The 12,028-nt window shown below is 55.2% G+C and carries 12 protein-coding genes; 7 read left to right on the plus strand and 5 right to left on the minus strand.

From position 1 onward, the window contains the following. Window positions 1-108: 108 nt before the first annotated feature. From ftsX to ftsY, 3 genes are read right to left on the minus strand one after another with little or no spacing between them, the layout of a single operon-like run. Window positions 109-1,089, minus strand: coding sequence for a permease-like cell division protein FtsX (gene ftsX, locus KWG64_RS20820; protein WP_195816053.1), 981 nt, complete (start codon window positions 1,087-1,089; stop codon window positions 109-111). Then, window positions 1,089-1,751 carry a cell division ATP-binding protein FtsE gene (ftsE, locus tag KWG64_RS20825; RefSeq protein ID WP_195816054.1) on the minus strand — a complete coding sequence of 221 codons (663 nt, stop codon included), beginning with the start codon at window positions 1,749-1,751 and terminating at the stop codon, window positions 1,089-1,091. The genes ftsX and ftsE overlap by 1 nt, the downstream gene beginning before the upstream one ends. Before the next feature lie 5 nt (window positions 1,752-1,756). Continuing rightward, window positions 1,757-3,214, minus strand: coding sequence for a signal recognition particle-docking protein FtsY (gene ftsY, locus KWG64_RS20830; protein WP_218523020.1), 1,458 nt, complete (start codon window positions 3,212-3,214; stop codon window positions 1,757-1,759). A gap of 226 nt (window positions 3,215-3,440) precedes the next feature. Here ftsY and rsmD point away from each other — a divergent pair, with 226 nt between their 5' ends. The 4 genes from rsmD to KWG64_RS20850 all read left to right on the plus strand — a co-directional run bounded on the left by rsmD (window position 3,441) and on the right by KWG64_RS20850 (window position 7,666). Next, a complete protein-coding gene (rsmD, locus tag KWG64_RS20835) occupies window positions 3,441-4,052 on the plus strand; it encodes a 16S rRNA (guanine(966)-N(2))-methyltransferase (RefSeq protein WP_152324793.1) in 612 nt (203 codons plus the stop codon). 1 nt (window position 4,053) lies between these two features. Next, window positions 4,054-4,332: a DUF1145 family protein gene (locus KWG64_RS20840; protein WP_152324792.1), complete on the plus strand. Its 279-nt coding sequence runs from the start codon at window positions 4,054-4,056 to the stop codon at window positions 4,330-4,332. Window positions 4,333-4,553: 221 nt separating this feature from the next. After that, entirely contained in the window at window positions 4,554-5,180 is a 627-nt protein-coding gene (locus KWG64_RS20845; protein ID WP_101079422.1) for a lysoplasmalogenase, read from the plus strand. Window positions 5,181-5,296: 116 nt separating this feature from the next. Then, window positions 5,297-7,666 (plus strand): zinc/cadmium/mercury/lead-transporting ATPase, encoded by a 2,370-nt coding sequence (locus KWG64_RS20850; protein ID WP_218523021.1) that lies wholly within the window; start codon window positions 5,297-5,299, stop codon window positions 7,664-7,666. 17 nt (window positions 7,667-7,683) lie between these two features. On the opposite strand, the gene tusA is transcribed toward KWG64_RS20850, so the two are convergent. Next, window positions 7,684-7,944, minus strand: a complete 261-nt coding sequence (gene tusA, locus KWG64_RS20855; protein ID WP_218523022.1) for a sulfurtransferase TusA — start codon at window positions 7,942-7,944, stop codon at window positions 7,684-7,686. A 235-nt stretch (window positions 7,945-8,179) separates the two neighbouring features. Here tusA and KWG64_RS20860 point away from each other — a divergent pair, with 235 nt between their 5' ends. From KWG64_RS20860 to glpT, 3 genes are all read left to right on the plus strand, one after another. Continuing rightward, window positions 8,180-8,851 carry a 7-cyano-7-deazaguanine/7-aminomethyl-7-deazaguanine transporter gene (locus KWG64_RS20860; RefSeq protein WP_195825731.1) on the plus strand — a complete coding sequence of 224 codons (672 nt, stop codon included), beginning with the start codon at window positions 8,180-8,182 and terminating at the stop codon, window positions 8,849-8,851. A gap of 131 nt (window positions 8,852-8,982) precedes the next feature. Beyond that, window positions 8,983-9,549, plus strand: a complete 567-nt coding sequence (locus tag KWG64_RS20865; protein ID WP_218523023.1) for a DcrB family lipoprotein — start codon at window positions 8,983-8,985, stop codon at window positions 9,547-9,549. Between the two features lie 239 nt (window positions 9,550-9,788). After that, window positions 9,789-11,141 carry a glycerol-3-phosphate transporter gene (glpT, locus tag KWG64_RS20870; RefSeq protein WP_195825729.1) on the plus strand — a complete coding sequence of 451 codons (1,353 nt, stop codon included), beginning with the start codon at window positions 9,789-9,791 and terminating at the stop codon, window positions 11,139-11,141. Window positions 11,142-11,211: 70 nt separating this feature from the next. Here glpT and yigL read toward each other — a convergent pair whose 3' ends face one another. Next, a complete protein-coding gene (yigL, locus tag KWG64_RS20875; RefSeq protein ID WP_195816062.1) occupies window positions 11,212-12,015 on the minus strand; it encodes a sugar/pyridoxal phosphate phosphatase YigL in 804 nt (267 codons plus the stop codon). Between the last annotated feature and the right edge of the window lie 13 nt (window positions 12,016-12,028).

Consider the following 12,028-nt stretch of genomic DNA (forward strand, 5'->3'; position numbering starts at 1 on the left):
TGTGCCATTGCGGAGAAAGCAGGGAAATGATGTGGCGGAAAGGCCGAAAACAGCTTCCCCCTGAGACACAATGACTGAGCAGCAGGGGGACATTATAGCAAACTCTCGCTACTGTGGTGTAAATCGCCGTAAATGTTGAACGGTCGCCAGCCACGCCGCAATCCAGCCAATCATTGCGGACACGATCAACAGCAACAGACTTTCGTCCCAGCCCAAACCGTGCAGATCAAAGGTCGTGCCGAACACTTGCGCGACTTGCGTCACCACGCTCTCAAGGCGCAGTACCAGCACTTCCGACAGGATCAGCGACAACAGCGCGCCGGTAAAACCAAGCATCGCGCCACCGTTTAGGAATGGCCGCAAAATGAAGCCATCGGTCGCACCAATCAGCTTCATAACGTTGATGGTATCGCGGCGGCTGAAGATACTCAGTCGCACACTGTTACCAATTACCAGGAAGACAGCGATCACCATCAGCACGCCAATCATCGCGGCAATTTGCCCCACCAGACCGGTCAGCGCCGCAAGGCGGGCAAACCAGCTGTCATCCATACGCACTTCATCCACACCGTGAACCGCCGCCACGCGATCGCGCAGGGTGTTCAGCGTGGCGGAGTCCTGGAAATTCATTTTTGGCGTGATGATAGCCACGGCAGGCAGCGGATTCTGTTCGAGCATATCCATTGCGCCGCCAAAGCCTGACCAGTTGCGGAATTCGCCCATCGCTTCCTGACGGGAGAGATAATTGACCTTATCCACGCCCGCTTCGGTTTTGAGGGTTTTCACCACATTCTCAGCCGCGTCGTCATCCAGCGCTTTGTCGAGATACACCGTCAGCTGCGGCGTCGGATACCACTGCTCAGCCGCCGAACTGACGTTCTTCCACACCAGATAACACACGCTTGGCAGCGTCAGGGAAATGGCGATCACCATGACCGTCAGCAAGGTTGCCAGCGGCTGGCGAAGCATATCCGCCAGCGCGTTCATCCACGCGTAACGCCACTGTTCGCGCCAGCCACCCTGCAACGCTTTGCTTTTCGCAGCGCGGGCGCTTTTTGCGGTTTTCGCCGGGTTTGGGCTGTTTGCCATCAGTAAACCCCTCCCGACATACGCCCCTGACTCAGCGTCAGCGTGCGGTAATTACGGCGGGCAATCAGGCCCACATCATGCGTTGCCATCAGAACGGTGACGCCAACCCGGTTAAATTCTTCGAATAAACGCAAAATGCCTTCCGACAATTCGCCGTCGAGGTTACCGGTCGGTTCATCCGCCAGCAGCACCGCAGGCTTGTTCACGACGGCGCGGGCAATGCCCACGCGCTGTTGTTCACCACCGGATAACTGGATCGGCAGGTTTTTGGCTTTATCCAGCAACCCGACTTTATCCAGCGCCGCCGAAACGCGACGGCGGATATCTTCACTGCTGGCGCCGGAAATAATCAGCGGCATCGCCACGTTGTCATATACCGTGCGATCCATCAGCAGATGGTGATCCTGAAAAATCATGCCAATCTGACGGCGCAAAAACGGCACTTCGCTGGATTTCAGGCGGCTGATGTCGTGGCCGCCAAACAAAATCTGCCCGGCGCTCGGGCGCTCAATGCCGCAAATCAACTTCAGCAGGGTACTTTTACCCGCGCCAGAGTGTCCGGTCAGAAATGCCATTTCCGCTTGCTGGATGTGAAAATTGACGCCCTGAAGCGCCTGTCGTCCGCCCAGATAAGCTTTACTGACCTGTTCAAAGCGAATCATCCGTATTAATCCTCTCGGGCAAAAAGTGCCTCAATAAAATCGTCTGCCTTAAACGGCCTCAAATCTTCGATACCTTCGCCGACGCCGATATAACGGATCGGGATACTGAACTGATCAGCGATGGCGAATATCACGCCGCCTTTGGCGGTGCCGTCCAGTTTAGTCAACGTAATGCCGGTAAGTCCGACCGCTTCGTTAAACAATTTTGCCTGACTGACGGCATTCTGGCCGGTACTGGCGTCGAGCGTCAGCATAACCTCATGCGGTGCGTCTTCGTCGAGTTTCTTCATCACACGGACGATTTTCTTCAGCTCTTCCATCAGGTGCGCTTTGTTCTGCAAACGCCCGGCGGTGTCGGCGATCAGCACGTCGATATTGCGGGCCTTCGCCGCCTGAATGGCATCGAAAATCACGGAAGCGGAATCGGCACCGGTATGCTGAGCGATGACCGGGATCTTGTTGCGCTGGCCCCAGACCTGCAACTGTTCAACAGCCGCCGCACGGAAAGTATCACCCGCTGCCAGCATCACAGATTTGCCCTGCGCTTCAAACTGACGCGCCATTTTACCGATGGTGGTCGTTTTACCGACGCCGTTCACGCCCACCATCAGAATGACATACGGGGTTTTTCCGCTGACATCCAGTGGCTCGTCCACTTTCGACAGAATTTCGGACATTTCTTCCTTCAGCTTGCCGTAGAGCGCATCGGCGTCTTTCAGCTGCTTGCGGGAAGCGTGTTCAGTCAGCGAAGTGATAATTTTACGCGTGGTTTCAACACCAACGTCGGCGATCAGCAGCTGTTCTTCCAGCTCTTCAAACAGATCGTCGTCGATTTTTTTACCGCGGAACAACCCGACAAAACCGGAGCCGAGATTCTGCTTAGTTTTAACCAGACTGCGTTTCAGGCGGGCAAAGAAACCTTCTTTCGTCGGACGTTCCTGCTCAGTTTCACCGGCAGGCAGCACAACGATAGGATCGAGCGCAACGGGCAGCGGCGCGTCTTCAACAGGTTCTTCTTCGACAATCTCTTCTTCAGCAACGTGATCTTCCACCACGAGGCTGTCGTCGACGGCGTCGAGAGAATCTTCGCGGGCGTCTTCTGCAATCTCAGCGGCTGACTCAACGAATTCGTCTTCAACAACCTGTTCTTCAACCAGCACCGGTTCTTCGGCGACGGTTTCTTCAATGACCGGTTCTTCGGTGACGACTTCTGTAACCACAGGCGTTTCAGCAACGGGCTGCGCCGCGACCTGTTCGGTGATGTGAACAATTTCTTCGGCCAGTTCCGCCGCTGCCTGTTCGCGAGGTTCTTCAGCGGCCGGAGGCGCTTCCTGTGCAGGCGTATCGCTCAGTGGCGCTTCGGCAACCGGCGGCTCTACGCGTGTTTCTTCTTTCTGCTGCTCTTCTTCCTGACGGCCGCGGCCAAACCAGGAGAAGAAACCGCGTTTTTTATCTTTTGCCATTTTACAACTTCACTCCTCGCCGCTAATGATTGGCGAACGGATTATTAATAGGGTTATGGTCGGGCAGTCTATCACTTTCCCCTTCCGGCAACACGCCCGCGTATTGAATTCCGGTGGTTTTTCAATCGCCCATGTTAAACATTTGCCCATTGCCCGCACACCGGTAGAATAGCCCTCCAAACGATATGCAACGAAGCCCAACGGCTTTGGATTACACAAGCGAACTATGGCAAAGAAACCCAACACTCCAGCCGCAGGCCAGATCCGAATTATTGGCGGTCTCTGGCGCGGACGCAAACTTCCGGTTCCACACAGTCCGGGACTGCGCCCGACCACCGATCGCGTGCGCGAAACGCTGTTTAACTGGCTCGCGCCGGTTTTGCAGGGCGCACATTGTCTGGACTGTTTTGCAGGCAGCGGCGCACTCGGTCTGGAAGCGTTATCGCGCTACGCCGCCAGCGCCACCCTGCTGGAGTTTGAGCGCCCGGTTGCGCAACAGTTAGAGAAAAACCTGGCGCTGCTAAACGCCAAAGATGCGCAAGTCTTTAACGTCAATACATTGAACTGGCTGGCAAAAGCCGGGAATGCTTTTGATGTGGTTTTCCTCGATCCGCCTTTCCGTAAAGGCATTCTGCAAGACACACTGAATCTGCTGGAGCAAAATAACTGGCTGGCAGACGAAGCCTGGATTTATGTCGAAACAGAAGCCGAACACGACACTCTGGATGTGCCTGCCAGCTGGCGTTTACATCGTGAGAAAGTCGCCGGACAAGTTGCTTATCGCCTTTATCATCGCGATGTGACGCCTGAAACCGGCTCACCAGAACAGGAGTTGTAAGATGTTGATCAATATTGGTCGGTTGTTGATGTTGTGTATTTGGGCGTTTCTGGCGTTTAACCTGATTCACCCTTTCCCGAAACCGATCAAATACTTTTTAGACGTGGCGATTGTGTTCATGTTCTTCATGCACGGCTTGCAGGTGATGTTGCTCAAAGCCACGCAGGGCAAGGAAAAGGATACTATTGGCGGCTGGCTGCAAACCCGTATTTTCCTGTTCGGCGTGTTTGAATTGCTGGCCTGGCAGAAAAAACAGCCTCCGTTGCCCACCAAAAAGTAATCCCCGTTTTACGGCGCGTCCTGCGCCGTAAAAAGCCCCTCTGCGGCTGCTATTCTTCAACTCTGCCTGAACAGACGGCCTGATAAGGTTATTTCTGATTGTCTGCGGCACCGCGCCTCTCCTACACTGAGAATAAGTACGGGAAACCAGGATGTGTTTTCCTGAAGGCAGATCCTTGCGTTGGTTTTATCTTCTGTTTTTTAGATATGAAAGGATAAACAATGAGTTGGCCATTCCTCGCAGTATTTTTCTCAGGCTGGTTGTTCGTTGACGCCAGCTATCGCGGCCCGCGCTGGCAACGCTGGGTATTCAAACCCGTCACTTTATTATTGCTGCTTTTACTCGCCTGGCAGGCACCGACGCTCAATGTTTACAGCTATCTGATCCTGCTGGGTCTGGCCGCAACGCTGGTCGCCGACGGCCTGCTGTTGCTGCCGGAAGAGCGGTTTATGTACGCCATCGGGGCGTTTTTCCTCTCGCATCTGCTGTATACGCTCAGTTTTGCCAGCCAGATGACGATTACGTTCTTCTGGCCTTTGCCGCTGACGCTGCTGATTATCGGCGCGATATTACTGGCGGTGATCTGGACGCGGCTGGCGGAACTTCGCTGGGCAGTGACCACTTACATCGCGATGACGCTGCTGATGGTCTGGCTGGCGGGTGAACAGTATTTCGCACGCAGCACCGACATGGCGTTCTCGCTATTTTGCGGCGCAGCGCTGCTGTTGCTCGGGAATATTTTCTGGCTCACCAGCCGTTATCGCTTCACTTTCCGCGCCTCCGACGCGCTGGTTGCCGCGTGTTATTTCGGCGGGCACTTCCTGATTGTCCGCTCGCTGTATTTGTAATTCTCCCTTACGGCAGATCTGTTCCGGATCTGCCGTTTTAAATTTCACTTGACCTTAGAGCTGACTCCAACGTTTACACTGAGTGCAATTCCACTCGGTTTTAAACCGGAGGCACTATGACCCCACTTCAAAAAAACACCGGATGCAGCTGCGGCTGTCAGGCCAAACGCGGCGCCGGGCTGCGTATCAACAAAATCAGCGCACCGGTTCAGTCCGGTACACATCCTGCGGGCTGCTGTGACACGCGTGCCACGCTGGCAGTTTCGGCCAGCGCGGCCACAGACAGTTGCGCTACCGACAGCTGCTGCACACCGAAGTCAGGTGAGCACTCACACACTTCTGGCGACGGCAATGCAGAAGGCTCGCCGGGGGAAGATGCCCCCGAAGCCGCGCATTCCGGTGACTTACAGTACAGCTGGAAAGTCGCCGGAATGGATTGCCCTGCATGCGCCCGCAAAATTGAAAATGCCGTCTCCGGCCTCGAGGGCGTCAGCCGCGCCAGAGTCTTATTTGCGACGGAAAAACTGGTCATTGATGCGGGTTATGATATTTCACACAATGTTAAGCAGGCCGTTATCGCCGCCGGTTTTACGCTGCAATCTCTCGATAAAAAAACCGCTGCTTCCGAACCTGAAGAGTCCCGCCTGAAAGAAATGCTGCCGCTGATCGCCCTGTCGGTGCTGATGCTGCTGAGCTGGGCGCTCGATCACGTCAGCCCGCAGGCGGGTAAAATCGCGTTTATCGCCACCACGCTGGTCGGGCTGTGGCCGGTGCTGCGTCAGGCCATCCGCCAGACGCGTTCCGGTTCGCCTTTTGCCATCGAAACGCTGATGAGCATAGCGGCGCTCGGTGCGCTGTTCATTGGCGCGACCGCCGAAGCCGCGATGGTGTTGCTGCTGTTTATGGTGGGCGAGCGTCTGGAATCCTTCGCCTCGAGCCGCGCACGCAGTGGCGTGAAATCCCTGATGGCGCTGATCCCGGATACCGCCGTACGCGTGGTGAACGACAAAACGGAAACGGTGCCGGTCAGCAGCCTGCGCCCCGGCGATATCATTGAAATCGCGGCGGGCGCGCGCCTGCCCGCAGACGCCATTTTACAAGGCCACGCCAGTTTCGATGAAAGCGCATTAACCGGCGAATCCGTGCCCGTTGAACATCAGCCCGGCGAAAAAGTCCCGGCGGGAAGCCTGTGCGTTGACCGTCTGGCGCGCCTTGAAGTGGCTTCCGCGCCCGGCAACAGCGCGATTGACCGCATCCTGCAACTGATTGAAGAAGCCGATGAGCGCCGTGCGCCGATCGAGCGTTTCCTTGATACCTTCAGCCGTTACTACACGCCGGTCATCATGCTGCTGTCGCTGCTGGTTATTATCATTCCGCCGCTGGCGATGGGCTTATCGTGGGAAACCTGGATTTACCGTGGCCTGACGCTGCTGCTGATTGGTTGCCCGTGCGCGCTGGTGATTTCCACGCCGGCGGCGATTACCTCCGGTCTGGCGGCGGCAACGCGTCAGGGCGCATTGATCAAAGGCGGCGCGGCACTGGAACAGCTGGCGCTGATTGAAACCGTCGCGCTGGATAAAACCGGCACGCTGACCGAGGGCAAACCGGAAGTCACGGACGTTTTCGCGCTCAATGATACCAGCGAAAAAGAACTGTTAAGCCTGGCCGCCGCCGTTGAAGAAGGTTCGCACCACCCGCTGGCGCAGGCGATTCTGACCCGCGCACAAGAGAGTAATCCGGTGCCAATGAGGGCGCAGAACCGCCGCGCGCTGGCCGGTTCCGGCGTGGAAGGCGTGGTATCTGGCAGTAGGGTTCAGGTTCTCGCGCCGGTGCGTGTGGCGGAACGGGTACTGACGCCGGAGGCCCGCGCGCAAATCACGGACTGGGAATCGACCGGCAAAACGGTCGTTGTGGTCTTAAAAGATGAAACAGCGGTCGGGCTCATCGCGATGCAGGATCGTTTGCGTGACGATGCGGTGAATGCGTTGCAGAAACTTAAAGCGCTGGGCGTGTCTGCGGTGATGCTGACCGGCGACAACCCGCGTGCGGCGAAAACTATCGCAGATCGTCTGGGGATTGAGTTCCGCGCGGGCTTATTGCCTGCGGACAAAGTCTCGGCAGTTACCGCGCTGAATGCGGTTAAACCGGTCGCGATGGTCGGCGACGGCATTAACGATGCGCCCGCCATGAAAGCCGCTACGATCGGGATTGCGATGGGAAGTGGCACCGACGTGGCACTGGAAACCGCCGACGCGGCGCTGACGCACAACCGTCTGAGCGGGCTGGCGCAGATGATCAGTTTGTCACGCGCAACGCGGGCGAATATCCGTCAGAACATCACAATTGCGCTGGGGCTGAAGGCGATATTTCTGGTGACGACGATTATGGGGCTGACCGGTTTGTGGCTGGCGGTGCTGGCCGATTCCGGCGCAACGGCGTTAGTCACTGCCAATGCCTTGCGGCTGTTGCGCAAGAAATCACACTGACCGTCAGGGCTGAGCAATCAGCTCTGCTTTTCCACCAGACCTTTGCACAGCAAATAGCGGTACGGCAGGTTTTCCGTATCAGACGCTAAAAGCCGGTGTTCCATAAAACGGCAGAAACCGGGAATATCGCGGGTCGTTGCCGGATCATCGGCGATGATCAGCAGCGTTTCGCCATCTTTCATGGTGCGCACCGCTTTGCGAACCATCATGACAGGTTCCGGGCAACGCAGACCCAGCGCATCAAGCTGATGGTCGGGATTGATAAAGGGGTCGGTCATTTCGTGTCTCAACATCTTCATACGTGGATGCGCGACAGTTTAACCCGCTGGTTTTCTGGTGCAACAAACAAGGCGCATTGCGCTAAAATTAACCATCGCTGCTGTTGCGCAAACGGTGCGCAAACAGTTACTATGCGCGCCGCACGTGATAACTCAGTGCAGAAGTAACAGTTCAGAAGTAAAAAAACGTTTGGGTTCCCTCACCCCAATTTCTTTATAAAAAAAGGTCACATCTATGTACTCTTTTACTGCTCAACAGCGGTTTTCCGCGTTGATATGGCTTTCGCTTTTCCACATCGCCATCATTACCTCCAGCAACTATCTGGTTCAGTTGCCTGTCTCCATTTTTGGTTTCCATACCACCTGGGGCGCGTTCACTTTTCCGTTTATTTTCCTGGCAACCGATCTCACAGTGCGAATCTTTGGCGCACCGCTGGCACGCCGGATTATCCTTTCCGTCATGATCCCGGCACTGGCAATCTCTTACGTGATTTCCGCGCTGTTCTTTGAAGCACAGTGGCAGGGCGTTGAAGCGCTCAGCAGCCTGAACATCATGGTCGCCCGCATCGCAACCGCCAGCTTTATGGCTTACGTGCTGGGACAAATCCTCGACGTTCACGTGTTTAACCGCCTGCGCCAGAACCGTCGCTGGTGGATTGCGCCGGTCGCCTCAATGTTCCTCGGCAATATCAGCGACACGCTGTCATTCTTCTTCATCGCGTTCTACAAAAGTACCGATGCCTTTATGGCGGCGCACTGGGTAGAAATCGCGCTGGTAGATTACAGCTTCAAAGTGCTGATCTGTCTGGTGTTCTTCCTGCCGATGTACGGCATGCTGCTCAACATGTTGCTTAAGCGGCTGTCGGCGCACGGAAATCACAATGCTTCTGCGGTCAGTGCGCACTAAGAGTGACGACGGCGTCTCAGATGACACAAATCGCGCCATAATCTGACTTGCATTTGTGGCCTGAATAGGTTGCCATAACGGCTGTTAAGTCAACATGTAAGCCTGATAGACAGGCCACTTAAGGAAGCCCGATGCGTAATGTCGCAAAAATGATGGGAATGGCAGTACTGATCGCCGGTCTGGCTGCGTGTGATGGTAAATCAACAGACGCGCCAGCCGCAGACAAAGGCGCACCGGCAGCAACAGCCGCCGCGGCGACTACGCCAGTCAGCCTGCTGGACGGCAAAGTGACTTTCTCCCTGCCGCAGGGAATGAGCGACCAGAGCGGTAAGCTGGGCACGCAGGCAAACAATATGCACGTCTACGCAGACAGTACCGGCCAGAAAGCGGTGATTGTGATCCTTGGTGATAACACCACCGAGTCACTGGACGTTCTGGCGGGTCGTTTACAGGATCAGCAAAAAGCGCGCGATACCAATCTGCAAGTCGTCACCAATAAATCCATTCAGGTGAACGGCCAGACGTTGCAGCAGTACGACAGCGTCATCACCTCTGCCGGTCAGAAAGCGTATTCCTCTATCGTGCTGGGCAAAGTCGACAGCCACCTGCTGACAATGCAAATCACGTTGCCAGCGGACAATCAGCAACAGGCACAGACCGATGCCGAAGCAATTATTAATACGCTGAAAATTCAGTAAATTCAGATGTTGTGAAAATATCAGGCGGGGCTCAGGCTCCGCCTTTTTTTGTCTCATGCTGTTACTCCGCCTCACAAAACCCACCTTCACTGTAATAAAAATGTAACATTTCGGTCATAAATCACAGTTCGTTTGTGCGCGAATAGCTAAAATCATGTTCGTTTTAGAACACCCTGGCACCGCCCTTTCGTCATTGGCTCATGAGGAGTCAGACCTGATTTATGCCATCGGAGGCATTTATGCTCAGTATCTTCAAACCCGCGCCCCACAAAGCGCCCGTGGATGAAAACCACGTCGATCCGCTCTACCGCCGTCTCCGCTGGCAGATTTTCATGGGGATCTTCTTCGGTTATGCCGCTTACTATCTGGTTCGTAAAAACTTCGCGTTAGCGATGCCCTATCTCATCGATCAGGGTTTTTCGCGGGGTGATTTAGGCTTTGCGCTGTCCGGAATTTCTATCGCCTACGGCATTTCAAAATTCATCATGGGGTCGGTCTCAGACCGCTCGAATCCGCGCGTATTTCTGCCTGCGGGTTTAATCCTCGCTGCCGCCGTGATGCTGTTTATGGGCTTTGTTCCGTGGGCTACGTCCAGCATCGCCATCATGTTCGTGCTGCTGTTCCTGTGCGGATGGTTTCAGGGTATGGGCTGGCCACCGTGCGGGCGCACGATGGTTCACTGGTGGTCGCAGAAAGAACGTGGCGGCATTGTTTCCGTCTGGAACTGTGCGCATAACGTCGGCGGCGGCATTCCTCCGCTGCTGTTCCTGCTGGGCATGGCCTGGTTTAACGACTGGCACGCGGCGCTGTATATGCCCGCGTTCGGTGCGATCCTGCTGGCCGTTTTCGCGTTCATGACGATGCGCGATACCCCGCAGTCCTGTGGTTTACCGCCGATTGAAGAATACAAAAACGATTATCCGCCGGACTACGTGAAAGAATCCGCCGAGCAGGAGCTGACGGCAAAACAGATCTTCATGCAGTACATTTTGCCCAACAAGTTGCTGTGGTACATCGCGCTGGCCAACGTGTTTGTTTACCTGCTGCGCTACGGCATTCTGGACTGGTCTCCGACTTACCTGAAAGAGGTGAAACATTTCGCGCTGGATAAATCCTCGTGGGCGTATTTCCTGTATGAGTATGCCGGTATTCCGGGCACGCTGCTGTGCGGCTGGATGTCGGATAAAGTCTTCAAAGGGAATCGCGGCGCGACCGGCGTGTTCTTTATGGTGCTGGTGACAATCGCCACCGTGATTTACTGGCTGAATCCGGTCGGGAATCCGGGTATCGACATGGCCTGTATGATCACCATCGGCTTCCTGATTTATGGCCCGGTCATGCTGATTGGCTTGCATGCGCTGGAACTGGCACCGAAGAAAGCAGCGGGGACGGCGGCGGGCTTTACCGGCCTGTTTGGTTATCTCGGCGGTTCAGTGGCGGCGAGCGCAATCGTCGGCTATACCGTTGATTTCTTTGGCTGGGATGGCGGCTTTATCGTGATGATCGCCGGGTGCGTGCTGGCGGTGCTTCTGCTGGTACTGACGATGCTCAGTGAAAATAAACACAAAGCGCAGCTGGCGAAAAACGCCTGATTCAGGCTGAAAGCATAGAAAGCAAAAAGGCACCGGAAGGTGCCTTTTTCAATGACGACTCAGGAAACGATTATTCAGACAAATACATTTTGCGCAGGTAATGCGGCACGGCGTCGTCGGCGTTGGAACCAATGATTTCCGCATCCGGCATCGCCGCTTTCAGGCGTGGCAATGAGCCACTCATCAGGCAACCTTTACCGGCCATCGACAGCATTTCCAGATCATTCAGACCGTCGCCAAACGCGATGCAATCTTTCAGCGTATAACCCATCAGTTTGGACACATATTCCAGCGCGTGACCTTTCGACACGCCGCCCGCCATCACTTCCAGACAAACCGGCAGTGAGAAGCTGACGTTTACACGATCGCCCCAGCGCGCATTAATGGCTTCTTCGAGTGGCAGCAGTTTTTCGTGATCTTCGCAGGTGAAATACACTTTGCAGATGCCGTCAGTTTCCAGCAAACCCGGTTCATAGAGTTTGTATTTGAAAACGGATTCACGGAAAAAATCATCCTGATCGGCGCGGTCACGGTTCATGTACCAGTCGTCGTTACGGTAAACGTTGGTCAGGATATCCGGATTGTTGTGCATGATGCCAAACAGATCTTTGGCAATGTCTTCATCCAGATTATGGGCGAAAATCAGCTCGCCGTCGGTGTTATGCACACGCGCACCGTTTGAGGTGATCATGTACGCGCTGATCTCGAGATTGTCGCGCATCTGCGCAACGTCAATATGGTGACGTCCGGTCGCGAACACGAAATGCACATCGCGCTGGGTCAGCAATTTCAGCGTCTCTTTCGCGAACGGGCTCAGGGTATGGTCAGGTGATAGCAGTGTGCCATCTAAATCGGAAGCAACAACAGGATACATAGCGTTAGGTTCT

Source organism: Rahnella sp. PD12R (genome assembly GCF_019200965.1).
In the GTDB taxonomy this organism is placed as follows: domain Bacteria; phylum Pseudomonadota; class Gammaproteobacteria; order Enterobacterales; family Enterobacteriaceae; genus Rahnella; species Rahnella laticis.

Excerpts from the sequence above, each read along its gene's own strand:
- KWG64_RS20860 (WP_195825731.1), top strand. The coding sequence starts at position 8,180 with ATGTACTCTTTTACTGCTCAACAGCGGTTTTCCGCGTTGATATGGCTT.
- KWG64_RS20840 (WP_152324792.1), top strand. The coding sequence starts at position 4,054 with ATGTTGATCAATATTGGTCGGTTGTTGATGTTGTGTATTTGGGCGTTT.
- KWG64_RS20845 (WP_101079422.1), top strand. The coding sequence starts at position 4,554 with ATGAGTTGGCCATTCCTCGCAGTATTTTTCTCAGGCTGGTTGTTCGTT.
- yigL (WP_195816062.1), bottom strand. The coding sequence starts at position 12,015 with ATGTATCCTGTTGTTGCTTCCGATTTAGATGGCACACTGCTATCACCT.
- ftsX (WP_195816053.1), bottom strand. The coding sequence starts at position 1,089 with ATGGCAAACAGCCCAAACCCGGCGAAAACCGCAAAAAGCGCCCGCGCT.
- ftsY (WP_218523020.1), bottom strand. The coding sequence starts at position 3,214 with ATGGCAAAAGATAAAAAACGCGGTTTCTTCTCCTGGTTTGGCCGCGGC.
- tusA (WP_218523022.1), bottom strand. The coding sequence starts at position 7,944 with ATGACCGACCCCTTTATCAATCCCGACCATCAGCTTGATGCGCTGGGT.
- rsmD (WP_152324793.1), top strand. The coding sequence starts at position 3,441 with ATGGCAAAGAAACCCAACACTCCAGCCGCAGGCCAGATCCGAATTATT.
- KWG64_RS20865 (WP_218523023.1), top strand. The coding sequence starts at position 8,983 with ATGCGTAATGTCGCAAAAATGATGGGAATGGCAGTACTGATCGCCGGT.
- glpT (WP_195825729.1), top strand. The coding sequence starts at position 9,789 with ATGCTCAGTATCTTCAAACCCGCGCCCCACAAAGCGCCCGTGGATGAA.
- ftsE (WP_195816054.1), bottom strand. The coding sequence starts at position 1,751 with ATGATTCGCTTTGAACAGGTCAGTAAAGCTTATCTGGGCGGACGACAG.
- KWG64_RS20850 (WP_218523021.1), top strand. The coding sequence starts at position 5,297 with ATGACCCCACTTCAAAAAAACACCGGATGCAGCTGCGGCTGTCAGGCC.